24 protein-coding genes are annotated in these 26,474 nt (G+C 57.2%); 11 read left to right on the top strand and 13 right to left on the bottom strand.

The window, feature by feature from the left end; genetic code table 11:
- The first annotated feature begins 8 nt into the window (after positions 1-8).
- From ACOYW0_RS12825 to ACOYW0_RS12815, 3 genes are all read left to right on the top strand, one after another.
- Positions 9-791 carry an electron transfer flavoprotein subunit beta/FixA family protein gene (locus tag ACOYW0_RS12825; protein WP_482418796.1) on the top strand — a complete coding sequence of 261 codons (783 nt, stop codon included), beginning with the start codon at positions 9-11 and terminating at the stop codon, positions 789-791.
- A gap of 10 nt (positions 792-801) precedes the next feature.
- The gene (locus ACOYW0_RS12820) at positions 802-1,824 is read left to right on the top strand and encodes an electron transfer flavoprotein subunit alpha/FixB family protein (protein ID WP_482418795.1); all 1,023 of its coding nucleotides are present in this window, start codon (positions 802-804) and stop codon (positions 1,822-1,824) included.
- A gap of 296 nt (positions 1,825-2,120) precedes the next feature.
- A complete protein-coding gene (locus ACOYW0_RS12815; protein ID WP_482418794.1) occupies positions 2,121-3,113 on the top strand; it encodes an NAD(P)H-dependent flavin oxidoreductase in 993 nt (330 codons plus the stop codon).
- Between the two features lie 431 nt (positions 3,114-3,544).
- On the opposite strand, the gene ACOYW0_RS12810 is transcribed toward ACOYW0_RS12815, so the two are convergent.
- The 4 genes from ACOYW0_RS12810 to ACOYW0_RS12795 form a co-directional block, all read right to left on the bottom strand.
- On the bottom strand, positions 3,545-4,372 hold the full coding sequence (locus ACOYW0_RS12810; RefSeq protein ID WP_482418793.1) for a helix-turn-helix domain-containing protein: 828 nt from the start codon (positions 4,370-4,372) through the stop codon (positions 3,545-3,547).
- 239 nt (positions 4,373-4,611) lie between these two features.
- Positions 4,612-5,007 carry a cupin domain-containing protein gene (locus ACOYW0_RS12805; protein ID WP_482418792.1) on the bottom strand — a complete coding sequence of 132 codons (396 nt, stop codon included), beginning with the start codon at positions 5,005-5,007 and terminating at the stop codon, positions 4,612-4,614.
- A gap of 108 nt (positions 5,008-5,115) precedes the next feature.
- On the bottom strand, positions 5,116-6,450 hold the full coding sequence (creD, locus tag ACOYW0_RS12800) for a cell envelope integrity protein CreD (RefSeq protein WP_482418791.1): 1,335 nt from the start codon (positions 6,448-6,450) through the stop codon (positions 5,116-5,118).
- A gap of 301 nt (positions 6,451-6,751) precedes the next feature.
- Complete coding sequence (locus ACOYW0_RS12795) at positions 6,752-7,216, bottom strand: YehS family protein (protein ID WP_482418790.1); 465 nt, start codon at positions 7,214-7,216, stop codon at positions 6,752-6,754.
- A 484-nt stretch (positions 7,217-7,700) separates the two neighbouring features.
- Here ACOYW0_RS12795 and ACOYW0_RS12790 point away from each other — a divergent pair, with 484 nt between their 5' ends.
- Positions 7,701-8,738, top strand: a complete 1,038-nt coding sequence (locus ACOYW0_RS12790; RefSeq protein ID WP_482418789.1) for an exonuclease/endonuclease/phosphatase family protein — start codon at positions 7,701-7,703, stop codon at positions 8,736-8,738.
- 6 nt (positions 8,739-8,744) lie between these two features.
- Here ACOYW0_RS12790 and ACOYW0_RS12785 read toward each other — a convergent pair whose 3' ends face one another.
- Both ACOYW0_RS12785 and ACOYW0_RS12780 read right to left on the bottom strand, forming a co-directional pair.
- Positions 8,745-9,095: a hypothetical protein gene (locus ACOYW0_RS12785; protein ID WP_482418788.1), complete on the bottom strand. Its 351-nt coding sequence runs from the start codon at positions 9,093-9,095 to the stop codon at positions 8,745-8,747.
- Between the two features lie 617 nt (positions 9,096-9,712).
- Complete coding sequence (locus tag ACOYW0_RS12780; protein ID WP_482418787.1) at positions 9,713-10,510, bottom strand: hypothetical protein; 798 nt, start codon at positions 10,508-10,510, stop codon at positions 9,713-9,715.
- A gap of 354 nt (positions 10,511-10,864) precedes the next feature.
- On the opposite strand from ACOYW0_RS12780, the gene ACOYW0_RS12775 reads away from it, so the two are divergent.
- Entirely contained in the window at positions 10,865-12,931 is a 2,067-nt protein-coding gene (locus ACOYW0_RS12775) for a methyl-accepting chemotaxis protein (protein ID WP_482418786.1), read from the top strand.
- A 326-nt stretch (positions 12,932-13,257) separates the two neighbouring features.
- On the opposite strand, the gene ACOYW0_RS12770 is transcribed toward ACOYW0_RS12775, so the two are convergent.
- The 3 genes from ACOYW0_RS12770 to ACOYW0_RS12760 form a co-directional block, all read right to left on the bottom strand.
- Positions 13,258-14,070 carry a crotonase/enoyl-CoA hydratase family protein gene (locus ACOYW0_RS12770; RefSeq protein WP_482418785.1) on the bottom strand — a complete coding sequence of 271 codons (813 nt, stop codon included), beginning with the start codon at positions 14,068-14,070 and terminating at the stop codon, positions 13,258-13,260.
- Positions 14,071-14,252: 182 nt separating this feature from the next.
- Positions 14,253-14,684, bottom strand: coding sequence for a hypothetical protein (locus tag ACOYW0_RS12765; protein WP_482418784.1), 432 nt, complete (start codon positions 14,682-14,684; stop codon positions 14,253-14,255).
- A 98-nt stretch (positions 14,685-14,782) separates the two neighbouring features.
- Positions 14,783-15,709 carry a transposase gene (locus ACOYW0_RS12760; RefSeq protein WP_482418783.1) on the bottom strand — a complete coding sequence of 309 codons (927 nt, stop codon included), beginning with the start codon at positions 15,707-15,709 and terminating at the stop codon, positions 14,783-14,785.
- 229 nt (positions 15,710-15,938) lie between these two features.
- Between ACOYW0_RS12760 and ACOYW0_RS12755 the strand changes: the two genes are divergently transcribed.
- On the top strand, positions 15,939-17,012 hold the full coding sequence (locus ACOYW0_RS12755) for a PTS sugar transporter subunit IIC (RefSeq protein ID WP_482418782.1): 1,074 nt from the start codon (positions 15,939-15,941) through the stop codon (positions 17,010-17,012).
- A 25-nt stretch (positions 17,013-17,037) separates the two neighbouring features.
- Here ACOYW0_RS12755 and ACOYW0_RS12750 read toward each other — a convergent pair whose 3' ends face one another.
- Positions 17,038-18,288: a porin gene (locus tag ACOYW0_RS12750; protein ID WP_482418781.1), complete on the bottom strand. Its 1,251-nt coding sequence runs from the start codon at positions 18,286-18,288 to the stop codon at positions 17,038-17,040.
- Here ACOYW0_RS12750 and ACOYW0_RS12745 point away from each other — a divergent pair.
- A complete protein-coding gene (locus ACOYW0_RS12745) occupies positions 18,280-18,495 on the top strand; it encodes a hypothetical protein (protein WP_482418780.1) in 216 nt (71 codons plus the stop codon). The two genes, ACOYW0_RS12750 and ACOYW0_RS12745, sit on opposite strands and share 9 nt — an antisense overlap.
- Before the next feature lie 269 nt (positions 18,496-18,764).
- On the opposite strand, the gene ACOYW0_RS12740 is transcribed toward ACOYW0_RS12745, so the two are convergent.
- A complete protein-coding gene (locus ACOYW0_RS12740) occupies positions 18,765-19,298 on the bottom strand; it encodes a cysteine hydrolase family protein (RefSeq protein WP_482418779.1) in 534 nt (177 codons plus the stop codon).
- 175 nt (positions 19,299-19,473) lie between these two features.
- On the opposite strand from ACOYW0_RS12740, the gene ACOYW0_RS12735 reads away from it, so the two are divergent.
- The gene (locus ACOYW0_RS12735; protein WP_482418778.1) at positions 19,474-20,100 is read left to right on the top strand and encodes an MBL fold metallo-hydrolase; all 627 of its coding nucleotides are present in this window, start codon (positions 19,474-19,476) and stop codon (positions 20,098-20,100) included.
- Between the two features lie 36 nt (positions 20,101-20,136).
- Here the strand turns inward: ACOYW0_RS12735 and ACOYW0_RS12730 are convergent, their stop codons facing one another.
- On the bottom strand, positions 20,137-20,892 hold the full coding sequence (locus ACOYW0_RS12730; protein WP_482418777.1) for a Rossmann-like domain-containing protein: 756 nt from the start codon (positions 20,890-20,892) through the stop codon (positions 20,137-20,139).
- A 159-nt stretch (positions 20,893-21,051) separates the two neighbouring features.
- Between ACOYW0_RS12730 and modA the strand changes: the two genes are divergently transcribed.
- From modA to modC, 3 genes are all read left to right on the top strand, one after another.
- Entirely contained in the window at positions 21,052-21,825 is a 774-nt protein-coding gene (modA, locus tag ACOYW0_RS12725; protein ID WP_482418776.1) for a molybdate ABC transporter substrate-binding protein, read from the top strand.
- Positions 21,825-22,523 (top strand): molybdate ABC transporter permease subunit, encoded by a 699-nt coding sequence (gene modB / locus ACOYW0_RS12720; RefSeq protein ID WP_482418775.1) that lies wholly within the window; start codon positions 21,825-21,827, stop codon positions 22,521-22,523. The genes modA and modB overlap by 1 nt, the downstream gene beginning before the upstream one ends.
- Before the next feature lie 235 nt (positions 22,524-22,758).
- Positions 22,759-23,481: a molybdenum ABC transporter ATP-binding protein gene (gene modC, locus ACOYW0_RS12715; protein WP_482418774.1), complete on the top strand. Its 723-nt coding sequence runs from the start codon at positions 22,759-22,761 to the stop codon at positions 23,479-23,481.
- Positions 23,482-24,435: 954 nt separating this feature from the next.
- Here the strand turns inward: modC and ACOYW0_RS12710 are convergent.
- Positions 24,436-25,878, bottom strand: coding sequence for a Do family serine endopeptidase (locus ACOYW0_RS12710; protein WP_482418773.1), 1,443 nt, complete (start codon positions 25,876-25,878; stop codon positions 24,436-24,438).
- Positions 25,879-26,474 lie beyond the last annotated feature (596 nt).

Below are 26,474 nucleotides of genomic sequence, written 5' to 3'. Positions count from 1 at the left end.
CTTCTAAGATGAAAATCATTGTATGCATAAAACAAGTTCCCGACGTAACCGAGGTAAAATGGGACGAAAACGGCTCCCTGATCCGATCCGGTCTTCCCAGCATCATCAACCCCAACGACAAGAACGCCATTGAGGCGGCCCTGACCCTGAAAGAGGAGAAAGGCGCTGAGGTGACCGTTGTCTCCATGGGTCCCCCCCAGGTGGAGGAGGCCCTCCGGGAGGCCCTGGCCATGGGATGCGACCACGCAGTGCTCCTGACAGACCGCAAGTTCGGCGGCGCCGACTGCTGGGCCACGGCCTACACCCTCGGCCTTGCCATCAAGAAGCTGGGCAACTTCGACCTGATCTTCTCCGGCGTGGAGGCCATGGACGGCAACACCGCCCAGGTGGGCCCCGAAATCGCCGACTTCCTGGAGCTCCCCCTGCTTTCCTATGCCGAAAGCATCGAGGTGGGTGACGGCACCGTCAAGATCCACCAGAAAATGGGAGACCTCACCCGGGTCATCGAAGGCCCCATGCCTGCCCTGATCACCTGCGAAAAAGAGCTCAACGTACCCAGGATCCCCCGCATGGACCTGGTGTTCGAATGCTTTGAAAAAGAGATCCAGGTCCTGGGCATGGCCGATGTAAACGGCGAAGTGGGCAACTTCGGCCTCAAGGGCTCTCCCACGCGCCTGCGCAAGGTCTTTTCACCCAAGCGCGCCAAGGCTCAGGTGGAGTTTCTCGACGGGACGCCCAAAGAGTCCTCGCAGAAGCTGGTGGAAAAACTTCAGGAAATCAATGCCATCTAAGGAGACGATCATGACTGCTAAAAAAGATCTGAGTGCATATAAAGGCGTATGGGTATTCGTGGAGCAGTTTCAGGGTAAGCTGACCCGCTCCACCCTTTCATTGGAGATCCTCGGAGAGGGCCGCAAGCTCGCCGACAAGCTGGGCAGCGAGCTCACCGCCGTCATCCTCGGGGAGAACGTTGAGGAAACCGCCAAGGAGCTCATCGCCTTTGGTGCCGACAAGGTGCTCATGGCCGACGATCCGGTCCTGGCCGACTACCGCACCGAGCTCTACACCGACATCATCTGCAAGGAAGCCGAAGAGCGAAAGCCCGATATTCTCCTGGTGGGCGCCTCGGCCACGGGCCGCGACCTGGCTCCGCGCATCTCCTTCAGGCTCCACACCGGCTGTACCGCAGACTGCACCGAGCTTGACATCGACGAAGAGAAGAAGATCCTCGTCTCCACCCGTCCGGCCTTCGGCGGGAACGTCATGGCCACCATCCTCTGCCCGGACCACCGTCCCCAGATGTCCACCGTACGTGCCGGCGTCATGGCCGTTCCCAAGAAAGACGAGTCCCGCACCGGCGAGATCATCAAGGTTGCTGTCACCGCCAAGGAAGAGGACGCACAGGTCAAGGTTCTGGAAGTGAAGCAGCACGAGGCCTCCGCCCAGAACATCCAGGAAGCCATCCGCGTGGTCTCCGCGGGCATGGGCGCCTGCTCCGGCGACTGCTTCGATCAGCTCAAAGACCTGGCCAAGGAGCTGGACGCCGAGATCGGCGGCACCCGCCCCGTCTTTGAGACCGGTCTCATCTCCCACGACGTCCAGATCGGTCAGACCGGCAAGACGGTCCGCCCCGAGCTCTACCTCGCCGTGGGCATCTCCGGCACGGTCCAGCACACCACGGGCATGGCTGATTCCCGTACCGTCGTGGCCATCAACAAAGACCCCAACGCCGAGATCTTCAAGTTTGCCCACTACGGAATCGTGGGCGACGCCAAAGACGTGGTGCCCCAGCTCATTGAGCAGCTGAAAGCCGTCAAGGCATAGGGCACACGATCTAAGAAAAGCGGGGCCCGGCTGGAGAGAGGGGTCCCGTTTTTTTTGGCGATCGACGCGGCAGCTTAAGCGGCAATGAAGCCTCCGGCGGGTCGCTTTTTTGAAAAAAAGCCCCGCAAAAAATTTTTCTAATGCACCCGCGCTTCGTTTTGATCGCCCTTCAGGGCGATCAAAACGTAGTGCGGGTGCGAGCCTGAAAGGTTTACTCAAAACCTGTTTGCCAAACTTTTTAAACGTTTGGCCCCGGCAGGGCCGCCGGAGGCAATTTTTTTCAGGAAGGAGAACCCGTGATTCAGACAAAAATAACTGAGATGTTCGATATCGAGTACCCCATCATCTGCGGTGCCATGATGTGGATCTGCAAACCCGAGCTGTGCGCCGCCATCTCCAACGCCGGGGGCATGGGCAACATCACCGCGGCCATCTACAAGACCGAAGAGGAGTTCCGGGGCGCCTTGAGGAAAACCCGGGAGCTGACGGACAAGCCCTTCACCGTCAACATCACCCTGCTGCCCTCCATCAACATCACCCCCGAACACCACAAGATGTACCTGACGGTCTGCGCCGAAGAGAAGGTGCCCGCCCTGGAGATCTCAGGGGCGCCCATCGACAAGGCCTGCGGCATGGAATACATCGACATGCTGAAAAAAGCAGGGGTCAAGCTCTTCCACAAGGTGGGCTCCGTCCGCCACGCCATGCACGCGGAAAAAGCCGGATATGACGGCATCTTTGCCGCAGGCATCGAAGAAGGGGGGCACCCCCTGAACGACGACGTCACCACCATGCTCCTGACTCCCCGCATCGTGGAATCCGTGAACATCCCCGTGGTGACCACCGGGGGCATTGCCAACGGCAAAACCATGGCCGCCGCCCTGATGCTCGGGGCCGACGCCGTCATGATGGCCAGCCGGTTCATGGCCACCAAAGAGTGCGATATCCACCAGAACATCAAAGACGAGCTGGTGAAACGCCAGGAGCGCGACACCACCCTCATCTGCAAGTCCGTGAACCTCCAGGGCAGGGCCCTGATCAACGAGACCACCAACGCCGTCCTGGACGTGGAAAGCAAAGGCGGCGGCCTGGAGAAGATCATCCCCCTCATCACCGGGGACAAGTGCCTCAAGGCCTGGGAGACCGGAGACGTGGACGTCGCCCCCATGATGGTGGGCCAGTCCATCGGCCTCATCCACGAGGTCACCACCTGCAAAGAGCTCCTCGCCTCCATGGCAGCCGAAGCCGAGGCCGAGATCAGCAAGCTCCACCGCAAGCTCATCGCCTAAAGCGATTCAGCGCATCCAAATCAATTAAAAAGGCGGAACCCATTTAGGTTCCGCCTTTTTTATTTCCTGAAGGCCCTGAAAACCAGACAGATATCTCTGCAAAGACGACTGCCGAATGTCACGAACCACGCCGCCGAGGGCTGGCTTTTCCCACCCACTTTAACCATAGAAGGCAGTGCGGTTAAATCGATAATGGACAAGGAGCGACATCGTATCCTCTTACCTCGAAGCTTGTGAGCCTCCCCGCACAAACCATCAACGTTTATATCGGGCGTAGCCCGAGCCGAAGGCCCTTGCGCTTTGGCCTGAGGAACGAAGGGCAAAGCGCAAGGGCAACCTGCTTTCGAGGTGGCTCACCTCGCCGCCGGAGGCATGCTTTTCCCCCCACTTTAATCATAGAAGGTCTCCGGTTTTGCCGCGCACTCGTATGTCTACAGGTTGTCCTGCACAAAGCGCCCCGGTGTGGTCCCCACCACGCGCTTGAAATGATACGTCAAATGGCTCTGATCGGAAAACCCCGCAGCCAATGCTGCCTCGGCAATGCCCGCACCGGCCCAGAGAAGACTCCGGGCCTCGGCAACGCGCCGATGGGTGAGGTACCGATGGGGAGACATGCCGTATCGCCGGGTAAAAAGACGCTGCAGGTGAAAAGGGCTGAGGCAGGCAACGGCCGACAGGGTGGCCAGGGTCAGGGGCTCTGCGTGGTGGGTGCGGATGTGGTCCCGCACCCGCGCCATGGCCGCATCCTGCCGTCCCACCGCACACACCTCCGGCGGATCCTGGGCAAAGGAGAGGATGATTTCGGAGAGCAGGCCGTAAAGAAGGCTCTCCTTGTCAAGGGCTGGGGCCAGGGGATCGGAGAGCATCCTGAAAAAGCGCTCAAAATCCCGGGAAATGATTTCATGTGTTGCGTGCACGCAGCCGAACCACACCCCGGACACGCTCTTTTCCGAGATCTCGGAGGCCACGCGGGCCAAAACCGCCGGATCCACCGACAGGAGGCGATAGCTGTGGGCGCCGTCCTCCCCGGAAGCGCAGGCATGCACCTGACCGGGGTTCAGAAAGAAAAACCCGCCCCTTAAAATGCGCGCTTCGCCATGCTCGTGGGCGATCACCCGAACGCCCCCGTCCACCATGCCCACAACAGCGGTTGTGTGACTATGGGATTCAAAGGTGTTGGACACGTCCTGCCCTGCCACCGCTTCCACGCCGCATAAAAAGGGAAGGCTGGAAAATGTGATGCGCTCCCGTGTTGCCATGGTCTCTTTTTTGGCCTCCGAAAATCAGCCTCCGGCGGCAAGGTGTGCCACCTTGAAAGCAGGGTGCGGACGCGTTTTGCCCCTCGTTCCTCGGGTCAAATCACATCCGCCTTTAGAGCAGAACTCATTCAAAAGAAATTTTTAAGACCTGTTTGTTAAACTTTTTTGTAACTATTCAGCTTATGTTTGCCTCCGGCAGGGACGCCGGAGGTCGGCCAATTGAAAGCTCTCTCAGTTGCTCAGGGCAAGGCAGGAAAAAACGTGGCGCGAAGCAGGAGCCTTTTGTCTCCAGCTTTGACGCCATGGGCTTCCCCCTTGGGTATCACGGCAAGGCGCCCCATGTGGTAGGGGTGGTGCTTTCCGTCGAGCTCAAGGGAGCCCTCCCCGCCCAGAACCTCATGGAGCTCCCACTCTTCCCCGTGGACGTGGGACTCCAGGGTGCAGCCGGGATCGATGCGAACCATGTGGGCGCTCAGCGCCCCGTCCGTGCCCTCTCCGGAGACAAGGGACTTTAAGTACACCCCTTTAAAGAGGGGGTGAGCGTTCCACGGGCCGGTCTGTTTCGGAGCGTCCTCCCCTTTGTACGTTACAGAGCCGTTGGCCATTGCCGCAAACAATTCCTTTTCCATTTCCATGGCATCCTCCAAGTCAAAAAATTCGGTTGGGTCGTGTTGACGTTACGGAAACACTACCTTCCCGCGTCTCCGGAATCTTGGAGGATCTTGCGAAAATGCTCTGCGGCTTCAGTCTGCGTCTTCCTTTTCCAGGGCGTACCAGTCGATGCCCCGGGTGATGTACATAACCACCGAGAGCACGAGAAACAGGCCGACACTGCCCATGATCAGGGCGTAGTCTTCAAGCTGGAGCACAATGTAGAGGTAGGCATAGAGCACGGTCAGGATCCCGAACACCGTGACGGTGAAGCGGTTGTTGCGCAGAATCCCCCGGGAGTATCCCGTGATGAGGGCCGTGACGGCCGTTGCCGAGATGATGTAGGCCAGGTCAAAGTTAAGATGCTCGGAAATGGAGAGGAGCAGCACGTAGAAGAGCAGCACGGCCAGCCCGATGAGGATGTACTGAATCGGGTGGACCCTTTTCTTGCTGATGATCTCCGAGAAGAAAAAGGCGGCAAAGGTAAAAACGATGAACATCACCGCGTATTTTGAGATGCGGATGGACTTCTGGTAGATGTCCGCCGTCACCAGAAGGTTCACCCCAAAGGCGGAGTCTCCCACCTTGTACTGGTTTCCGGACCACACCTGGGGGTAGTTCCGGTTCAGATGGAGCACCGACCAGTCCGCGGAAAAGCCCCGGTCCGTCACCTCCCGTTGGCTCGGGAGAAACGAGCCGTTAAAGCTCGGGGAAGGCCAACTTGACGCCAGGGTCACACGGGTGGTCTCCCCCACGGGGATAAAGTGGAGCTCTTCGCTGCCGTTGAGCTTTAACCTCAGGGAGAAGGGCGTTTTGGCCCGGTCCGGGGAAAGGGGAATGGCGCACTGCACCCCGGAGGAGGCAATGTCCGTGGTTTTAAGGCCCGGGCCTGCCTTGTAGGTCGCCTCCCCGCAGGTCACGGAGATGGTGTCCCGGATCCCCCGCATGTCCGAAATCCCCACGGAAAAAACCGCCTGGTCCCAGAGCACATGGTCGGGGTCGATGCCGGAACGGGTCAGGTCCGGCAGGGCAAAGGCCCCGGAGATCTCCAGCCCGGCGGTGTAGAGAACGGCCTCGTAGAGGCTTCGGTAGCGGACCTCGGTATCGAGCTGCCCGTTGATGACCACCTCCTCGGGCAGTACATGAAGATACCGCAGGGTGTAGGTCAGCTTGTCGTCTTCATCCCGGAAGTAGGACTTGTAGGGAACCGTGAAAAAAGGCCCGGTCACGGTCTGGCTGTTGCCCCACTTGGCGTTGATCTCGTACACCACGTCGTCGCGCCGGAACTCCCGCTCCCGCATCAGGGAAGAGACCATGGACATGGGAATAAGCAACACCAGGACCAGCAGGCCGATGGAGACCACCTTCAACGTGGCCGAGTTGCGGATAAAATGGCCGGTTTTTTTCATTGTCTCCTGTTTTTTCATATCCTCTCCTGAAAACCTGAACGTAAAAGAATTGCCTCCGGCGGCAAGGTGGGGGCACCTTGAAATGCATGGAGGCAGACATCATGCGAACGCTTTCGGGGCATTCGCGTGGTATGTGGTGGCAACCTTTTTTGCAGGAGAGGCCTATTTCATTCTCCTGAAAACCCAGTGAAAAGGATCGGGGATTCGCTTGGCGTTAACCGGAATAACTCCGGCGGCAAGGAGTGCCGGTAGCGGGTGCTTTTTACCCCTCGCAGGGCCACCGGAGGCATCGGATGTGTAACTATCTATGTTTTAATTCTTACTGTTTCACGCGATACGTCACCTGCACCCCTTGGATAAAATTACGCAGGATCTGGTCCTTGCACTCCCGGTAATGCTTGTGGCCGGGCTTGCGAAAAAAAGCGCTCAGCTCGTGCCTGCTCATGCCGAAATCCGCCCGGGCCATGATCGCCAGCACGTCGTCCGAGGTGAGGTTCAGGGCAATCTTGAGTTTTTTAAAGATAAGATTGTTCGTCAGGCGCGTCTCAGGTTCAGGCTGAGGGCCTTCTTTCCGGCCCCGGTTGTGGACGATAAGCCCGTTTAAAAAGCTCGCCAGCTTGCGATCGGAGAGTACCTCAAAGGAAGGGTCCTCCTCCCGTTTCAACCAGGCGGCAGCCTGCTCCCGGGAGACCTCAAGGCCCCCTGAGGCGAAGAGCTCCGCCATCTTCGGATCGCTGAAGTCAAAGGCATAGCGAATACGCCGCAGTATATCGTTGTTGTCCATCGTGTGGTCCTTGTTTTCTCGTAACTATTCAGCTCAAAAAATCAGCTCAAAAAAAACAGCCTCCGGCGGCAAGGTGTGCAACCTTGAAAGCAGGTTGCGGATGTGTTTTGCCCCTCGTTCCTCGGGTCAAATCACATCCGCCTTTAAAGTAAAAATTCACTCAAAAAGATTTTTTAAAACCTGTTTGTTAAACCCGCCTTTATAAAATCAGGCAAACGTTTAGCCCCCGGCAGGGCAGCCGGAGGCATAAGCTGAATAGTTACGTTTTCTCCATCAAAAAAAGGGGTATGGTAACGATTCATAGGCCACCCCGCCATGTGCATTTCCCTTTACATCCCATATGCATCTGCATTAGTAAACCGATGCGGTCTATTTCCTTTTCTAAAATATAAGGATTTGCTTCTCCACGGTTTATGTTAGGGCATAGCCCTTACGCCATGGTTCCATCCGTCTGACGCTATAGAAAAAAGTTGGTGATATGAGATTGACTGATTTGCGACGTGCCCTGCCTGATTTACTTCACCCTGTGTTTGTCTTCTTTTTTATCCTCCTGATCATGACACCCACCGCCTTTGGGGACTGCCGGGGCTGCTGCTCCGGCCACGGCGGCGTGGTCTGCCAAGACGGGGTGACGATCTGTGGTGACGGCACGCCCCTGTCAGAAGCCTGCCAAGCCAAGGGCTGCATCGGGTGCGACTCCGAATCCCCTGTGATCGCCCAAAACGATGCGGGCCCGTCGGCAGAGCCCCTGGCCGTGGCCAACTTCAATATCCAGGTGTTCGGTGTCTCCAAAGCTAAAAAGCCCGAGGTGATGGAAGCCCTGGGATCCGTTATCTCCCACTTTGACGTGGTGGCCGTCCAGGAGATCAGGGACAAGAGCGGAAAAGCCATCCAGGCCCTGGAAGAGCAGGTGGACGCCCTGGGGCGGGACTACGAAACGGTCCTTGGGCCGCGCCTCGGGCGCACCTCCTCCAAAGAGCAGTATGCCTACCTCTACAGGACCGATGTCCTTGAGTTCATCGAGGCCTACACCTTTGACGATTCACGCGAAGATACCTTCCACCGAGAGCCTTTCATCGCGCAGTTCAAGACTCGGCAGAGCAATTTTTCCTTTGTCCTCATCACCCTCCACACCGACCCGGACGATGCCACCACGGAGATCAACGCCCTGCCGCAGGTGGTGACCGATGCCCGCGCCCATTTCCCGGAAGAGACCCGCTTCGTGATCCTGGGGGACCTCAACGCGGACTGCGCCTACTACGATGAAGACGAACTCTCTTCTCCCCTGAGGGGCGAAGGCTTCAGGTGGCTCATCACCAACGGCATGGACACCAACCTCGCCCGGTCTGCCTGTGCCTACGACCGCATCATCATCACCGAGGAGACCGCCCCGTACTTCACCGGCACCTCCGGGGTCTTTCCCTTTGACGAGATCCTGGGCCTGTCAGCCAAGGAGGCCAAAGCGGTCTCCGATCACTACCCGGTCTACGGGGTCTTCACCACCACACCTGCCGGGCAGTAGATAAACTCACGATGAAGACCCGAACACGATCTCCTTTCCGTCCACGAGAAAGCGGGCCCCTGACTTGTCCATGACGATCCGAACTGTTTCAAACCCGTCCAAAGGCGCCGAAGCCCCGTTCCATTCAAGCCGGTCCTCCCGGATCACAATGCGATGGGTATTGCCGTCCACCCTGGCCGTCACCCGGCACATTGAGCCTTCGGCATAGCTCAAGGCCGAGACCACATCGCCTGTAAAGGTATAGGTCACGGTCTTTCCGTTGAACGTGGACGTACCGGAAGATGTGTCTGCAGAGGCAAGCCCGGTGCAGGCAACGAAGAGAACAACAAAGATAAAAACACGCACAAAACGGTGCATATAAAAAAACCTCACGTGGGTGTGGTTGGTTGAAGCGTATGCCTTCTTTGGAAAAAAACATGCCTCCGGCGGCCAGGTGGGGGCACCTGGAAACCCTATGGCGAATGCATGGGAGCAGACAGCCTGCAAACGGTTTCGGGGCATTCGCGTGGTGTGTGACAACCGGCATCCGTTTTTGCTGGAGAGGCCCATTTCATTCTTCTGGAAACACAATAAATGGCATTTGGGATTCCCTTGCCTTTAATCGGAATAACTCCGGCGGCAAGGCAGGGCCGCCGGAGGCAGGATCTACATACGTTTGCCCAGGACGGTAAGGTGAGCCAAGGCAGGTTGCGAATGTGCTTTGATGGTATCTTCCGCTCACGTGGCTTCCATAGGAAGCCACGGCCCTATCATTGCAAACGTTTCCCAGAGTCCTTCATGTTATGCCAGAAATCGAGGTATTGGGTGTGTGATGTGCATTACACATGCAGAAATCCATGGCGGGAAAAAGGCGAAAGTCGTGTCATGGGGATTGACCGGAGTGCCTTGGTGCGCTTTGTCGTTGCGGTGTCTCGCGATGCGTTCCCTGTAGGAAGGACTTTTCGGGCCACCAGCCTTCCGGCCGGAGCCCGGTATCAGGAAGACGGCATGCCCTCGATGACCTGGGCGGCCAGGTGCTTTATCACCCCGGTACCTTCAAGGTCGGGCTCGCGCTCTCCCCTGGCTTTCTCCTTGAAGTGCCGGATGCCATCCCTGTCGGAGAGGGCCACCCGTCCCTCAATCCACCGAAGGGTTCCATCTTCGGCATGGAACACCACGGCGGGTCCGAAGACCTCCTCCCCGGCCCCTTGGGTGATCCGCCCCCTGACAAGGCAATGCTCAATGGCAAAAGACGCCGGCTCCGGCCCGAGCGCCAGCAGCTCCCCGAACAGGGCCACACACTCCTCCACAGAGTCGGCATCCTTCCACTCCACGGCGGCCCTCCCCTCGTACTCGAGCTGCTTGATGTCGGCCTCGGTAAAGGAGAGATCCAGTCGCGAAATGGCTTCTTGGTAGACACTCTCCACCGACGCCGCCTTGCGGCTGACCACCACATCCGAATCGCTTAAAATGCGCATGGCGTTACGGATGCTGATCATCTCTTTTAAGGTGGGCTCTTTGCGCATGGCCACATCATCCACGGTGCTTTTATACACGGGCAGATCGTTATCCAGAACAAGGAGAGTCTGCGGCTCATCCCCTGTGGTACCTTCAGGGAGGTAGAGCTCCATTCCCCGGACCTCGCGGCTCCTGAACCCGGCGGCCACAAGGAGCCCCCGCATGGCTTTTTTATCGACCTTTCTACCGCTGCCAACAGGACCGAGGCTGGCAAGCACCCGCAACCTCATGCGGTCCAGCGCCAGCTTTTCCAGGAGATTCTCTTTAAACGACATGGCGGCTCCTTCTGTTGAGGGTTGTCGCCCATACCAAAATTCAGCGGCAACGTATTCCTGCCCCCCTGTTTTTATCAAGCAACATGGGCTTTTGTCCTAAATATAGAACACCTGCGAACCGATATAATAAAGTACATCGTACAAATTAATGTTCGCTCCTAAAAAACGTGCCGTTCAATCGCTGCGGAGACGATCCCGATCCCCTGCGGGAATTCCTCTGTCCTTCCGTCAGGCGAGGTGCGTACCATTCAGGACAGAGCGACATAGCACAGCCTCCTGTTTCATAACCGTATAACATGTAACGAAAAAAATAAAACGCTGCAATACACGCGAATCGACACAAGGAGACTTCTCATGTTCAAAAAACTCAAGTTGAGGGGAAAAATCGTTCTTCTCATCTCCCTGGTGGCCCTCGTCGCCTTCACCGTGTCCATAACGGTCATGACAACCAAGACCCACCGCATGGTCAAAGACGAAGCCCTGGCAAAGGGAATCGAACTGGCCAACCGCCACGGCAATGAGGTCAAGGCATTACTGGAGCTGCCCCTGGAGTCGTCACGCACCATTGCCCGAGGAATCATGGGCCTGAAGGACCAGGGGAGCGTGCCCGACCGAGCCGCATTAAACCGCCTGCTCAAGGGAATCATCGCCAACGATCCCGAGCTCCAGGGCATCTGGGCCTGCTTCGAACCGGACGCCTTAGACGGCAGGGATGCCGAGTTTACGGGCACGGCCAACCATGACGACTCCGGCCGCTACATTCCCTACCTCTACCGCCTGGAATCGCCCCTCACCGTGGACAAACTCACCGACTACACGATCCCGGAGACCAACAATTACTATGTCATTCCCCAGCGAACCGGCAAAGAGTACATCACGCCACCCACGGTCTATACCATCAGCGGCAGGGAGGTCATCCTCACCAGCCTGACGGCTCCGGTGATGGAAAATGGTGGGGCCATCGGGGTGGTGGGGCTTGATATCCAGCTCAACAGCCTCTCCGACATGGTGGCCGGCATCACCCCTTACGGCACCGGATATGCCGCCATCATTGCGGCCAACGGCACCTATGCAGCCCATGTGGACAAGAAGCGCATCGGCCAGTCCATCGGAGATCAGGGCCAGTGGGCCAGGGCGCGTGAAGCGGTCAAAGAGGGCAAGCCTTTCCGCTTCACCGATCACTCAGCGCACCTTGACACCGATACCTTAAGGCTCTTCGTTCCTATCGAGATCGGCAACACCGGCCAGCACTGGTCCTTTCTCGTCACCCTGCCCCTGGACAAGGTGATGGCCAACGCCGACAGGATCCTCGTCACCAACATCACCATCGGGGTGCTCTCCTTTCTGATCTTTGCGGCCGTGGCCTGGGCCATCGCCACCTCCATTGTGGGGCGCATCAAGGAAAACGCAGCCATGATGAATGACATTGCCAAGGGGGAAGGGGATCTGACCAAGCGCCTTGAGGTGCGCTCCGAAGACGAAATCGGAGACCTCTCCTCGGGGTTTAACCTCTTTATGGAAAAACTCCAGGGCCTCATCCGGGAGGTGGCCTCAGGGGTCTCCTCGGTAAACGATTCCTCCGCTGGCCTTTTGTCCATGTCCGAAGAGCTTGCCGGGAGCGCGGACAACGCCTCCTCCCGCTCCACACGGGTGGAGCAGTCCTCGCGGGACATGACCGAGAACCTCACCGGAGTGGCGGCCGCCATCGAACAATCCTCCACCAACATCGCCATGGTGGCAACGGCAACGGAAGAGATGTCCGCCACCATCAGCGAAATAGCCAAAAACACGGAAACCGCCCGGGGGGTCTCGGCCACTGCCCTGGAGCGCACCCACGGCACGTCCCGGGAGATGGACGCCCTCCGCAGCGCGGCCGAGGAGATCGGCAAGGTCACCGAGACCATCACCGAGATCTCTGAGCAGACCAACCTGCTGGCCTTAAACGCCACCATCGAAGCGGCCCGTGCCGGAGAGGCCGGCAAGGGATTTGCTGTCGTGGCCCACGAGATCAAAGAGCTGGCCGCCCAGACCGCAGAGGCCACACAGGGCATCAAAAAAATCGTAGCAAGCGTCCAGGCAACGGCCACGGCATCAAGCACCGGCATCCTGGAGATCACCTCGGTCATCACCGAAGTCAATGACATTGTGGCCACCATCGCAGGGGCCGTGGAAGAGCAGTCCGCCGCCACCAGCGAGATTGCCGAAAACGTGAACCAGGCCTCCCTGGGCATCCAGGAGGTCAATGAAAACGCCGCCGGGTGCACGGTCATGGCAGGGGAGATCGGAAACGACATCGCAGAGGTCAACAACGCCGCTGAAGGGGTCACCCGCATCGGGGGCTCCCTCCGGGCCAGCGCCGAAGAGATGCGCACCATGGCCGATCAGCTGGGCTCCCTGGTGGGCCGCTTCAAAATATCTTAGCACCGCACAGAGCACGCCGGGGCACACAGACGTTGTGCCCCGGTTTTTTTAGTTTTTTTTAGGGGACAGGTTCTTTATGTTTTATATTCTGACGTAATCTGCTGACGCACAATGATGAAAGATGCACAGGGATAGTCTACAGCGGGAAGTTCCTCTGTCCATTATTGGGGACAGGCTCCTTATGTCCTGGCGCAATCCTCTATAAACCAATAAAAGATACCCAAGGGTAGTCTGGCTGCAAGAGGACCCTCTGCCCGCCGTCAAAAGGATTCCGGTAAAAGGCAAGCCAGCCGGAAATGAACCCTTCATGAATTGTTCATAGATAGTTAAAACGCACCGGCCTTGCCACCAAAGGCTCCGTGCCGTCCTTTGCCTGCCACAAAGGCCCTGGCCCCTTTCAAAGCGTCATCATTGTCAAACACCTCGGCGGCATTCATGAGTTCATGGTCAAGGGCTTCATCAATGGGCATGGTAACATGACTCAAGGCATTGCGCCTGTCGCACATCAGTCCCTCAAAGGGAAATCCTGCCATCTCCGCAGCAAGATCTTCGGCCTCCTCCCGCACCGTCCCATTCGCCACCACCCGTGTCACAAGTCCATAGGAAAGTGCCTCTTCTGAATAGACCGGACGCCCGGTAAGGATCATCTCCATGGCCCGCCCATGGCCAATAATACGAGGAAGACGCACGGTGCTCCCGTTGCAGAGGGGAAGCCCCCATCGTCTGTTGAAAAAGCCGAGTACTGCGCTCTCTTCGGCGATGCGAATATCGCAGAAAAGTGCCAGCTCAAGGCCACCTGCCACTGCATACCCGGATATGGCAGCGATCACCGGCTTGGAAAGCGAAAGGCGCGAAATACCTAAGGGACCATCCCCTTTTTGCCGTATCGGATTACACCCCTCAGCCACCATGGCCGCCAGATCCCCACCGGCGCAAAAGTGACCGCCCCTGCCGCACACAACGGCTACCCGGGATTCCGGATCGTTTTCAAAGTCCAAAAAAGCTTCCGACAACTCGCGGGCAGCCCGGCTGTCGATGGCGTTACGGAAATGGGGGCGGTTAATTACAAGTGTTGTTACGGGGCCTTTTCTTTCAATACAAACGGATGGGGAATCAGGGACGCTTAAAACAGGCTTCATGGCACACCTTCTGTTGTTGAGTGATCGGAAGAAATAGCTCTAAACCGATCTGTGGGTGCCTTCAAGAAAAAAGTAGGGACAGGCTCTTTGTGTAACAATTGACGATTACCGGCCAAGAACCGTTAAAGGCCACGACGATTCTTTTTTGTCATGGAATCAAAGAGAAAATGCCGATGTCGTTCTCAATGAATATCGTCCAACAGCGGGCCAAGCAAAACAGCCCCGTTGGGAAGCAACAGGCTGTCATACGTAAACACAAATCCATCATACCTATCTGCAATCCTGAACAGGCTTTCCCAGATTGCAGGGTTATCTTGGAACTCTTTATCGGTAATCAGCCCAAGCACGATGCGCGTATGGCCAATGGCATGGCAGACACCTTCTTTTGTCTCAGGATCCCGGACACTGGAAGAGATATACCCGAGAAAACGGTCTATGTGGGCGGACACGAGGTTTCTGTCCATAACATTAAACCGGACGATATCTTCCCCTACCCTCACATCAAAAAACGTTGGCGGTCTGAATACCCCCTTGTCACTTTTAACGTCTTCAAACAGCTCCGCAAGATCAACCATCGTATCGTACTGAATGTAAATTGCGCCGTTTGCCGGCATGTAGTCTCCTTATGTGTGAACAGGGGAATAAGTAAAACAGGGGACAGGCTCTTTATTTAATCAACAGCTTTAGTAATCAACGGTTACGGTTCACCAAGTCAGACATCAGTCAATCGTTTCAGGGAGTACATGCCCTCAATGCCTTTCACCCGTTTCGGAATTTTATTTCGTTTTGCCCGAAAACGCTCTTTAAATACCTCATATCCTGCTTCAACGAATGCCTTTGAACCGATGATACCTGATTCCGTGAAATAACGGGTTCTGTATCGAAACCGCCTTACCCGGTTCAAGTCAAACCCTTCGGCGGTCTCTTCATCCAATACCTCCTTAGAAATCTTCGCAGCCCCTGTCTTCTCGATGGCTCCCACATGATAGAGATATTCCCTGTATTTACGAAACCGCATAGCTGGATCTTCCATGCTGAAATCAGGCATCCCAAAGTCCGTCGAAAGAAACCCATCCCTGTTTCCTGTCTGGGCGTGGTACCCAATGGAGCACCAGCGATAGTCCTCAGGACGCTTCACGATCCCCGCTCGCACCGCATTGAGATCAATGTAGGCCAGGCAATGGGTCAGGGTATCTCCCTGTTGAACAATCACACTCTTGAACCGCTCACCCCAGAGGGTCCCTTTTCGCTTTTTTAGTTTATTATAAAAGCAGGAAAACCTCTGCTTAATATCCTTAACATAGGCAGAAAGATTGGAAAACCGTTCCCGATACTCATTGAGGCTTCCTTCAGGGAACTCCACATCATCACCATAGAGAAGCCGATAACGCCTTCGCACCTCGTCGTCCGACACCATAGACCCTGGCTGGATCTCTACTAACAAGTGAAAATGATTGCCCATGACGGCAAACCCCAGGACCTCAACACAATAAACCATGGAGTACCTCTGGATGATACGAACCAGCTCGTCTTTCTCGACCCGGCCAAAGGGAAGGCCGTCAAGGGCAGTTCGGCTGATGATGTGGTATGCTGATTTCTCACCTGAATCTGTTACGATCATCCGGGGAATACGTGGCATGAGTCCTCCTCTCTGAATTTGTGGAATCAATGATCGGGCTGGGCGACAACAGCCTTTTCCCAAATAATAAAAAACAGATGCACACACCAGAGCCATCGATTGGGGTATTAAAAGTTGGCCAGCATAAAGAGCCTGTCCCTTGACTGTTTGAAATCTCGGCCGAATTGTGGTTAAACCCAACTACTTCTAAAGACAACAATCAATAACTTCAGGGGGATGGTGCAGAAGCATGTCACAGGGACGTTTATTTCGAAAGTTTGTCAACCGGTATCTCATTGACGGCCTGAGCGGTATGGCGCTGGGCCTTTTTTCCACCCTTATCGTGGGGCTCATCATCAAACAGATCGGAGCGGGCATCGGGGGAACCACCGGCGGTGTGCTGCTTCAAATAGGGGGGATGGCCCTTGCCATGACCGGGGCAGGCATCGGCGTGGGGGTCTCGCACAAGCTGGGAGCTCCCAACCTGATTATCTACGCCTCGGCGGTGACCGGGATGTTCGGAGCCTTTGCCGGCAAGATCCTGGCCGGAAGCGTCTTTGTGGGGCGTGCTGTTCACCTGGCGGGGCCGGGGGAGCCCCTCGGCGCGTTTATCGCCGTGCTGGCAGGCATTGAGGTAGGACGCCGGGTATTCGGCAGGACCCGGCTCGACATCATCATCACCCCCATGGTCACCCTGGTGAGCGGCGGAATTATTGCCCTTCTCATCGGGCCGCCCATCTCCACCTTCATGACCTATCTGGGCGACATCATCCTCTTTGCCACCCACCAGCAGCCCTTTGTCATGGGGGTCATCATCTCGGTCTGCATGGGAATTTTCCTCACCCTGCCCATCAGCTCGGCGGCCATCTCCATCATCCTGGGCCTCAAGGGCCTCGCCGCAGGGGCAGCCACCGCAGGATGCGCAGCACAGATGGTAGGTTTCGCCGTGGCCAGCTACCGGGAAAACAAGGTCAACGGCCTTTTCGCCCAGGGCCTTGGCACCTCCATGCTCCAGATGCCCAACATCGTAAAAAATCCCAGAATCTGGATCCCGGCCATCGCGGCCAGCGCCGTCACCGGCCCCATCGCCACCGTGCTGTTCGGCATGGAAAACAACCCCAGCGGCGGGGGCATGGGCACCTCTGGCCTCGTGGGCCAGATCATGACCTGGAACACCATGATCGGCGCCCAGCACCCCGCAACACTCTTTCTCAAAATTGCTCTGATTCACTTCATTTTTCCGGCGGCCATCGCCTACGGCGTCTCGGAATACCTCCGTCGCATCGGCTGGATCAAGCCGGGAGACATGTGGCTGGAACCCTGATCGCCGCCGACCCGGAAACAAGGCATCAGAACTTGATCCGCGCACCTGTGATAAGTGCGTGGATCGACTCGTAACTGCTGATATCGGCGTCCAGGTCATAAAAATAGTACCCGGCGTAGAGCTCGGCACCGAAATCTTTGACATCCTGAACCACCTGGGCGCCGATGACATCACCCTTGCCGTACTGCCGGGCAATGCTGCCATCTAAAGTCAGGTTGTCGTCGTACTGGCCGAAGTCCACGGAAAAGCGCGTCTCCCCAAAGGAGGCAAGCATGGCCTTGTAGCCCAGCTTGAGGTAATAGAAGGTCCCGTCATCAGCACGGTCTTGCTTGTACTCCTGAAGACCGCTGGCAAAGGCTGCGTTGAAACCGGAGTCAAAGAGTATCGCCACAGAACCGTCGTATTGATTCTCAACAGTGTCCGACGCATCGCTGGGCCTGGCATATGCGATGGCAGCCAGCACCTGGATATCAGCCAGCTCCCCGTCGTACCTCAACGCCAGATCACCGCCACCGTCGGCCACCCAGGAGCCCGAGGCCATGAACCCGGCAAAGGAGGGAGAGTCGTATCGCATCCTATCGTCCCTGCCCAACCCATCCATGCTGTTGTAGATTTTTGATATGTTGATACCCGTCAAGCTGTTCAAGTTCTTGTCGTAAAAAATAAGGCCGCCTGCGTAATCGCTCACAGCAGATGCGCCTGCCAGGTAAGTCCCCGAAAGATCAAGGCTGGTGGTGTCATCCGAAGCCGTGGACCCATGCCCCATGGACAAGGTTCCCCACCTCGTGTGCTTCATATACAGGTCCACATGCCTGCGCTTGAAGGTGTTGTCTACGTCGTCACCCCTGGGGTCATCCTGGCTCACACCATCACTGAGGTTCAAATTGAGCCCGGCTTCCAGAAGGGTCCCGAACATGAGTTCGTCGGAAACCTTGATGGTTCCGCGAATACCAAATCGGGACTGGGAAGCCGCGTTGTCCACCTGGTACACGTCGGCATCATTTCCGTCATCGGCGGCAAGGAGGGCACGGTTGATATGGCCGTACAGCACCACGGACGACGCCTTGTTCCCACTGAACACAAAGGGCGCCCGAAAGCTTCCCCCGTCCTCTTTTTCAGAGGTCAAAGCGTCGATGGTGGCCCTCATCTCTTCAAGGGCCTTGGCCTGATCGGCAAGTTGTGTCTGCATTTCGAGGAGCTCTTTTTCCGGAGCGCCATATGCCGTGCCGCCAAGGGCGGCCAGGGCAAAGACCGAGAGAATGAAAACGTGAATCAACTTCTGCTTCCTGCGTTTCATGGCAATCCCTTTCCAAATGAGGTTACTGGTCAATCACCGCGAATCATGCGTTCACCACCAAAAGCGATGCAAAAAACAGATATTGCAGAACAAGGTCATAAGACCTTATTTATAAACAACGTTTCATGGCCAACCAAAAAACAGACGGAGCAAACCTCAGGAATCAGCCCTATACTGCCTGGCTGACGGCACCGATTGACTGCACTGTGTTCGCCCATGTTCCGAAAAGGCGCTGCAGGGATCGCAGAAAAGCTCACCTGCCATCGCACCTGCTCGGCCCGGCCCATCGGCATGGGTCCCGGGGAGCTTTACTCAAAATCAATACTGAAAAGGAAGAGATGTACGAGACGTTATGACTTGTTCACAACAACATTGCACACAAAGAAAAAAAGATCAATCGGATAAACACGTTATACTGACTGAGTCATTTATTTTCTGTTTTGATATGTCCCTCGTCAAACCACGATTTCGCCGGAGAGTATTGCGTCAATGGGCACTCCGTAGCTCCTGATGGCGGGGAGGGTGGCGTTGTGGTGCGCCCGAATAACATCGCCGGACGCGTGTGATTTGTCATGGGTGGTATGGGCATCGGCGGCCAAAGTCACATGATATTTCAATCCGGCGGCCCTGCGGGCGGTGGTGTCCACACAGAACTCCGTGGCGTATCCGCAGAGGATGAGGTGAGTTGCCCCCAGCTTGGTCAGAAGTTCAGTAAGGCGGGTTCGCAAAAAAGAGTCCGGGGTGGTTTTGCGAATCACATGGTCCCCGGGCTCCACCCGAAGCCTTGGGTCCAGCTCCCAGCCGGGAGAACCATAGACGAGACCCCCGCTTTGGGTCTCATGCTGCACAAAAATCACCGGCACCGAAGCACTTCGGCAGCGCGATGCCAGTTCATTGATGCGAGATATCACGTGCTTCGCATCAAAGGGAACGGGCTCAGGCCCGAAGAGCCCCTTTTGAACATCAATGACCACCAACGCTGATTTCATCACACCCTCCTTAAATGCACGCCAACATCAAAACCTGCCGACGCCCCATGGACATCGCCCCGCCCCCGGGTTACCCTGTGGTCCGATCCCTGATCACTCCCACCCATGGGGTGGTATAGCATCGAATCAGAAAAAACCATAGCTAAGAGCCATCGACCCTTTTGCAGGAGCCCCCATGAACATACATCAGATTCGCCTGGCAAAAATGGCCTCCTTTGCCTACATCGTTGAAGACAAAGCCACACATCGCTGCCTTCTGGTGGATCCGGCCTTTGAGGTAAAACGGATTCTACGGGAGGTCCACATCCTTGGACTGGAGGTGGTGGGACTCGTCAACACCCACTGCCACAGCGACCATACGGCAGGCAACCGGGCGGTGGTGGAGGCCACCGGTGCTCCCTTGATGATTCACCGTGATGACGCCAAGGCGCTTTCCGGCATCGGAAACCGCACCCTCACACGGGCCCTGGGAGGCAAGGGATCGCCCAAACCGTCCCGGCTGCTGAAAGACGGCTCCGTCATCGAGGTGGGAAAGGGCCGCCTCACGGTCCTTCATACGCCCGGGCACACCCGGGGAGGCATTTGCCTCTACACGCCCGGCCACGTTATCACCGGGGACACCCTGTTTGTGGGAGGGGTGGGCAGAACAGACCTTCCCGGGGGCAGCCTGAAAATCCTGAAGCGCTCCCTGCGCGAAAAGATCTTCACCCTGCCGGGGGACACGGTGGTATGGCCCGGCCATGACTACGGGGCAAAGCCCACCTCCACAGTGGGCCGAGAGAAGGCCACGTTAAGAGTGTAATCGTCCATTAGAAGGCAGGCGGTTTTTCAACCAGGATTAACCAATGGGCTGCACGGCGCACACTTTGCGGCTGAAGCGATGGATCACCGGGGTGCCCTGCCCGTGCCGGACAGCACGCACAACGGCGGCCTGGTCTTCAGGGACGGTACCTGCCAGGATTCGCACGGGAAGATGGCTAAAGGCCTCGGGAACCACCGGGGTGCTGGGCCCAAGCATGATGACCCGGGTCATATCCCGGGGCAGCAGGGCAAGGAGCTCTTCGGTGCTGCGATTCAATATGGAGGTGGAGGTGAGCAACAGCACCTCGGCCCAGCCGTTGAGTTTTTGAAGAAAGGAAGGGCGATCGCCAACGCCCTGGGTGTCGTCCAGAACCTCCACAGAAGCGCCCCGGGCTTTGAACTTTTTCATTAAGGGCCGAAAGAACCCCACCATGGCCACCCGGGTCTCCGGGCCGATGGCAAAGGAATCCATCCAGCCTCCGTCACCGGCATCCTCCGGGTACTCGCAGGCCTCGTGGTAGTTCAGGGCGTTGACCAGGGCCAGAGCCATGGTGCGATGAAGTGGCACGCCGGACTGCAAAAGGTCCAGAAGCTCGGTGGCAGGCAGGCCTTCAAAATCACGGTACTCCCCGGCCTTTCCGCAGCCCAGGGATGAAGGGTCTGTCCAGGCCAGGCCGATGCCCCCGTCGTCGGTGGTCACGGCCGTGTACTTCAGGCCGATGGTCACAGAGGTCACAATGGTACGGCTCGCCTTGTCGGAAAAATGCGCCGACAGGTTTCGAATCAGTTGCATGGAACTCTCCTCATATTCGTTGGCCATGGGCCTTTCGGACGCACAAAAAGCCAAAAAGGAATTGACCGATTTCTTACCAAATGCGATGTGAGTATGTCAAATGACGTTTAAAAACGCTATATATACGCCAGACAAATACTCGCAAAGGAAATCAAACTGATGAAACCGTTCACACGCACAGCTTCCCTCATGGCCGCCGCCCTGATCTTCCTGTCAGGCCTGGACGTTGCACGGGCCGATGTGGTGGTGTTTGCCGCCGCATCCACCACCAACGCAATCACAGACATCAGCGAACTCTATGCCGCCCGAAAGCTTGGCCGCATGGTTCCCTCCTTTGCCTCCTCCTCCACCCTGGCCAAACAGATCGGAAACGGGGCGCCCGCTGATGTCTACCTGTCGGCAAACACCAAATGGATGGATTACATCGCCCAAAAGGGCCTGGTGGGCCAGGGAAGCCGCGCCGACCTCCTGAAAAACCGCATCGTCCTCATCGCGCCGGCGAAAAGTGCCCTCACGGACATGGTTGTCAAACCGGGTTTTTCCCCTGCCTCGGCCCTGGGCGAAACCGGCCGCCTGGCCATGGGAGACCCCGGCCACGTCCCGGCGGGCATGTACGGCAAAAAGGCCCTGGAGAGCCTTGGGTCATGGGACGAGGTCAAAGACCGCCTGGCCCCCATGAAAGATGTTCGGGCAGCCCTGGTGCTGGTGGAGCGCGGTGAATGCCCCTTGGGCCTCGTCTACGCCACCGATGCGGCCATTTCAAAAAAAGTGCGCGTGGTGGGGACCTTTCCCGAGTCCTGCCACCCGCCCATTGTCTACCCCGTGGCCGCCGTCAAGGGGGGCAACGCCGACGAAGCCCGGCGATTCCTTGACTTCCTGCAGACCCCGGAGGCCCGGGCTGTCTTTCAAAAATACGGGTTCGGCGTCAGGTAATGGGCATTTTTACCCTTACCGCCCTGGAGCGTGAAGCCGTGACCTTAAGCCTCCAGGTGGCAGGCTGGGCCGTGGTGCTCAGCCTGCCCGTAGGGATCTTGACGGCCTGGGCCCTTGCCAGGGGCCGGTTTCCCGGAAAATCCCTCCTGGAGGCGCTGGTCCACCTTCCCCTGGTCCTGCCGCCTGTGGTCATGGGGTACCTTCTGCTGGTGCTCCTGGGGCGAAACGGTGCCATTGGAGGCCCCCTCTTCAACTACCTGGGCATCTCCCTGGCCTTTACCTGGAAAGGGGCGGTGCTGGCCGCAGCGGTCATGGCCTTTCCCCTGCTGGTCCGCGCCGTACGCCTCTCCCTGGAGAGTGTGGACCCCGGGCTGGAAGCCGCGGCCCGCACCCTGGGCGCCGGACCCGTCGCGGTCTTCTTCACGGTGACCCTGCCCCTCATGGCCCCGGGAATCCTCACGGGAACCCTCCTGGCCTTTGCCCGGAGCCTGGGAGAATTCGGTGCCACCATCACCTTTGTTTCCAACATCCGGGGAGAGACCCAGACCCTGCCCCTGGCCCTCTACACCCTCACCCAGGTGCCGGACGGCGAGACCGGTGCCATGCGCCTGTGCATCCTGTCGGTACTCATCGCCATGGTGGCCCTCATCGTTTCCGAGACCCTTGCCCGCCGAGTCGCAGCCCGCATGAAGGCATAAATGAGGGGTAACAATTCAGCTCCGAAATGCAGTCTCCGGCGGCAAGGTGTGCCACCTTGAAAGCAAGTTGCGAATGCGCTTTCCCCTTCGTTCCTCATGGAAAATCACATTCGCCTTTGAGTCAGATCAAACTGAATCAGTTGTTAAAACCTGTTTGTCAAACTTTTCAAACGTTTGGCCCCGACAGGTCCGCCGGAGGCATACGCTGAACAGTGACAAGGAAGGATTCAATCCCGTGCTGAATTTACAGATCCACCATACACAGGGCCGGTTTGTCCTGGATGTAGCCTTTGAGGCCCCCGGAACCGGGGTCACGGCGCTTTTCGGCCCGTCCGGGGCGGGAAAGACCTCCGTGGTCAACATGGTGGCTGGCCTGGTCCGGCCCGACTCCGGCCGCATCTGCGTCAACGGGCTCTGTCTCTTTGATTCGAAACAGGGCATTGACCTGCCCCCGGAAAAGAGGCGCATCGGGTATGTGTTCCAGGAGGGACGGCTCTTTCCCCACCTTTCGGTGCGGTCCAACCTCACCTACGGCATGCAAAGAACACCCGCTGCCCTTCGTTTTGTGGATTTTGATGAGGTAACCTCCCTTTTGGGCATCGGCCATCTCCTCACCAGGCGACCGGCAGGTCTCTCCGGAGGGGAAAAACAGCGGGTGGCCATCGGCAGGGCCCTGTTGACCAGCCCGGCCATGCTCCTCATGGACGAGCCCCTGGCCTCCCTGGATACGGCACGAAAGGCCGAAGTGATCCCCTATATCAAAAAGCTCGCGGCCCACGTCTCCATCCCCGTTCTCTACGTCAGCCATGCATCTGATGAAATCCGCGCCCTGGCAGCCCACGTAGTGGCCCTTGAAAACGGGGGAGTCACCGCTGAAGGCTCACCAAAGGCTCTTTTCTCAGAAGGAATGCTCTCTTCCCCATGGAGTACCGGGCCCATGGCCGTTGCGTCCCCCTGATCGCTGTTTCCACCACGCACTCGCCCAAAAAGCAAAACCCCCGGGGCACCGTTGCCCCGGGGGTTTTACACCACTACAATTTAGGAGAATATAAGGATGATTTTTTTCCCTGAACCGTCCCCTTAAGGGCGCTTCAGAAAAGGGTCTTGCTGTTTTCAGATTTCGGGGGGTGCCTTGCGGCACCCCCTTCAACCTTATGGAGATAGGAGGATGAAGAATATATGTAAACACCGTGTTGACGACCCGGGCCACCGGATCGCGATGAGGAGATTCTTTAAAACAGCTTCCGAAGGACCCGGCTCAAAGGGATTTCCAAAAAAGGGGGAAAAGAGGTTTCTTTGGGTTGTTTTGCGTTTTGTTCGGTTGAGCCGGGCCTTCGAGAGGCTTGTCTTGGTTAATTTGCAACCCGCGTGCCAAACCAAGATTTATTTTTAATAAGGACACATAACAACCCTTTATAAAAGGACATATCTACAGCAAAAAGATTCAGCATACGTTTTTCTCCTTTGCAGAGCTCGCCACCTCGCCCTTGCCATGGATACTTTTTAACCACATGATTACCCCCTCACCCCAACGCTTTGGTTACTTTGTAGCCACCTGCCCCAGCAACGCACGAAGGCAGGCACGGCATGCCATACAGGAACACGGCCTTACCGATAACGAGTCTGCTTGCCTTCTATGGTTAAAATAGTGAGCAGAAACAAGCCTCCGGCGGCCAGGGGATGACCCCCTGGACCCCAGCTTGCGAAGGCTTTTTTGAGCTGAATGGTCACCTGTGCCGGATCCAGGGCCAGGGCCAAACGCAAAACCCCCGGGGCACCATGCCACGGGGGTTTTACGTATTGCACCACTGCAATTCAGGAGAATAAAGGATGAAGCTATATGTGAACACCGTGACGGCCCGGGCCACCGGGCCGCGATAGGATGGTATGTCCTTCAGGTTTGGATCATGGCCTATTTCGTGAACCGGACCAGGGCATACCCCCGGCCTCTTCGGATGATGAGCATGTCCACCTGCTCACCCTCATCAATGCCCTCCAGCACCTCGAAGTAATCGTCTTCGGAGCGGATGGGCGTGTGATTGACCTCTTTGATGATGTCACCGTGGACCAGGCCGATCTGGCTGCCTTTGCTTCGGGGCTTCACCCCGGTGATGAGGACCCCCTGGGTGTCGGACAGGTTGAAGCGCTTGGCCATCTCCGGGGAGATGGAGGCGATGTCGATGCCCAGATCCGTGTCCCCGCTGCCCATACCCTGGGCGCCTGCGGTCCTGCGATCTTCACGCTTGCCGATCTTGACCTTCACGGTCTTCTCTTTGCCGTTCCTGAGAAAGGTGACCTTGACCTTGTCCCCCACCTTCTGGGAGGCCACAATGCCGGTGAGGTCTTTTAAGGTCTCCACTTTTTTGCCGTCGATGGAAAGAATGATGTCCTTGGCCCTGATGCCCGCCTTCTCCGCAGGATCGCCCTTGAAGGCGTCCATGATCATGACCCCTTTGGCACCGGGAAGTCCGTAGTATTTGACCACGTCACCTTCGATCTCCTGGATGGAGACCCCGAGCCACCCGCGGGTCACGTTGCCGTCCTCTTTAAGCTGGGCAATGATACCCGCCGCAAGCTTCACGGGAATGGCGAAGCCAAGCCCCTGGCCGCCCTGGATAATGGCGGTGTTGATACCGATCACCCGGCCTTCAAGGTCCAGAAGGGGGCCCCCGCTGTTCCCGGGGTTGATGGAGGTGTCGGTCTGGATGTAGTCGTCGTAGGGCCCGCTGCCCAGGACCCGCCCCTTGGCGCTGACAATGCCGGTGGTAACCGTGTGCCCCAGGCCGAAGGGATTGCCGATGGCCATGACCCACTGGCCCACCTTGATCTCCTGGGTATCCCCCAGTTCAAGGGCGGGAAGCTCTTTATCGGCATCGATCTTGATCAGGGCCAGGTCCGTACTGGGATCACGCCCCGCAATGGTGGCCTCGTACTCATGGCCGTCCTTGAGGATCACCTTGATCTCTGTGGTGTTCTCCACCACGTGGTTGTTGGTCACAATGTAGCCGGAGGGATCCACGATAAAGCCGGAGCCCAGGCTGCGCTGCTTGAACTCACGCTGGCGCTGATCCCCGAAAAACCGTTCGAAGAACTCGTTCATGGGATCGTTGGGGTCCATGCCCTGAAAATGCCGGGAGACACGGCCACCGCCGTTGACGGTTTTCTCGGTACGGATGTTCACCACGGACGGAGAGGCTTTCTCCGCCAGCTCGGAAAAATCGGCGGGGATCATCTTGACCGCTTCCGCCCTGACGGGAACGGCCGTCAGGAGCACGGCCAGGGAAAGCATCATCAGGGCAGCGATACGTAAAGGGTGTGACGATTGCGGGATGGCTGTTTCTCGTGTGTGCATCATCTATGGGGTAGCTCCGTTGTTAAACGTTGTCGTCTCGTTTTAAAAAAATCTTCCGAAGGGCCCGGCTCGGAGGGGTTTTCCAAAAGGGGGAAAAGAGGCTTCTTTGGGTGTGTTGCGTCTTGCTGAACAAGCCGGGCCTTCGGAAGGCTTGGAGACGAGTAGTGCAACCGCTGTGCCAAGCTTTGAAGTCAACCCACAGAAGCATCCCGTAACCGACTGTCATCATAGAAAAGATAAACAGCCTTCATGGTTCTTCAACAGCCGCGTTCTTTTTTTTCTTGCAGGCCCGGGCCACATAGTGGATACTTTTTAGCCATATGATTCCCATGTAACCGGATGGCCGTGGTTATTTTTTAACCACCCGTGCCAGAAAACGCCCGCTTTGCCTCAAAGCGGTACAGCTCCCGTTTGTCCCTCAAAACGGTCTCGGGACCTGTATCGGCCTTTCAGGTAAGGGTCTTGAAGCCAGATCTCACCAGGCAGGGCCCGGTGGCGCACGGCCTGGCACCGGTTTTGCTATTCAGATTCCATTGGGCTTTATGCACCATCCCCCGGTCCGGTGACCGGGCCATGCCCTGAACCATTATAAAACAAGA

The organism is Desulfoluna sp. HI9BLuna (genome assembly GCF_056829775.1).
This window is presented reverse-complemented; position numbering and strand designations above follow the sequence as displayed.

Excerpts from the sequence above, each read along its gene's own strand:
- ACOYW0_RS12825 (WP_482418796.1), top strand. The coding sequence starts at position 9 with ATGAAAATCATTGTATGCATAAAACAAGTTCCCGACGTAACCGAGGTA.
- ACOYW0_RS12820 (WP_482418795.1), top strand. The coding sequence starts at position 802 with ATGACTGCTAAAAAAGATCTGAGTGCATATAAAGGCGTATGGGTATTC.
- ACOYW0_RS12810 (WP_482418793.1), bottom strand. The coding sequence starts at position 4,372 with ATGGCAACACGGGAGCGCATCACATTTTCCAGCCTTCCCTTTTTATGC.
- ACOYW0_RS12805 (WP_482418792.1), bottom strand. The coding sequence starts at position 5,007 with ATGGAAATGGAAAAGGAATTGTTTGCGGCAATGGCCAACGGCTCTGTA.
- creD (WP_482418791.1), bottom strand. The coding sequence starts at position 6,450 with ATGAAAAAACAGGAGACAATGAAAAAAACCGGCCATTTTATCCGCAAC.
- ACOYW0_RS12795 (WP_482418790.1), bottom strand. The coding sequence starts at position 7,216 with ATGGACAACAACGATATACTGCGGCGTATTCGCTATGCCTTTGACTTC.
- ACOYW0_RS12785 (WP_482418788.1), bottom strand. The coding sequence starts at position 9,095 with ATGCACCGTTTTGTGCGTGTTTTTATCTTTGTTGTTCTCTTCGTTGCC.
- ACOYW0_RS12780 (WP_482418787.1), bottom strand. The coding sequence starts at position 10,510 with ATGTCGTTTAAAGAGAATCTCCTGGAAAAGCTGGCGCTGGACCGCATG.
- ACOYW0_RS12775 (WP_482418786.1), top strand. The coding sequence starts at position 10,865 with ATGTTCAAAAAACTCAAGTTGAGGGGAAAAATCGTTCTTCTCATCTCC.
- ACOYW0_RS12770 (WP_482418785.1), bottom strand. The coding sequence starts at position 14,070 with ATGAAGCCTGTTTTAAGCGTCCCTGATTCCCCATCCGTTTGTATTGAA.
- ACOYW0_RS12765 (WP_482418784.1), bottom strand. The coding sequence starts at position 14,684 with ATGCCGGCAAACGGCGCAATTTACATTCAGTACGATACGATGGTTGAT.
- ACOYW0_RS12760 (WP_482418783.1), bottom strand. The coding sequence starts at position 15,709 with ATGCCACGTATTCCCCGGATGATCGTAACAGATTCAGGTGAGAAATCA.
- ACOYW0_RS12755 (WP_482418782.1), top strand. The coding sequence starts at position 15,939 with ATGTCACAGGGACGTTTATTTCGAAAGTTTGTCAACCGGTATCTCATT.
- ACOYW0_RS12740 (WP_482418779.1), bottom strand. The coding sequence starts at position 19,298 with ATGAAATCAGCGTTGGTGGTCATTGATGTTCAAAAGGGGCTCTTCGGG.
- ACOYW0_RS12735 (WP_482418778.1), top strand. The coding sequence starts at position 19,474 with ATGAACATACATCAGATTCGCCTGGCAAAAATGGCCTCCTTTGCCTAC.
- ACOYW0_RS12730 (WP_482418777.1), bottom strand. The coding sequence starts at position 20,892 with ATGCAACTGATTCGAAACCTGTCGGCGCATTTTTCCGACAAGGCGAGC.
- modA (WP_482418776.1), top strand. The coding sequence starts at position 21,052 with ATGAAACCGTTCACACGCACAGCTTCCCTCATGGCCGCCGCCCTGATC.
- modB (WP_482418775.1), top strand. The coding sequence starts at position 21,825 with ATGGGCATTTTTACCCTTACCGCCCTGGAGCGTGAAGCCGTGACCTTA.
- ACOYW0_RS12710 (WP_482418773.1), bottom strand. The coding sequence starts at position 25,878 with ATGATGCACACACGAGAAACAGCCATCCCGCAATCGTCACACCCTTTA.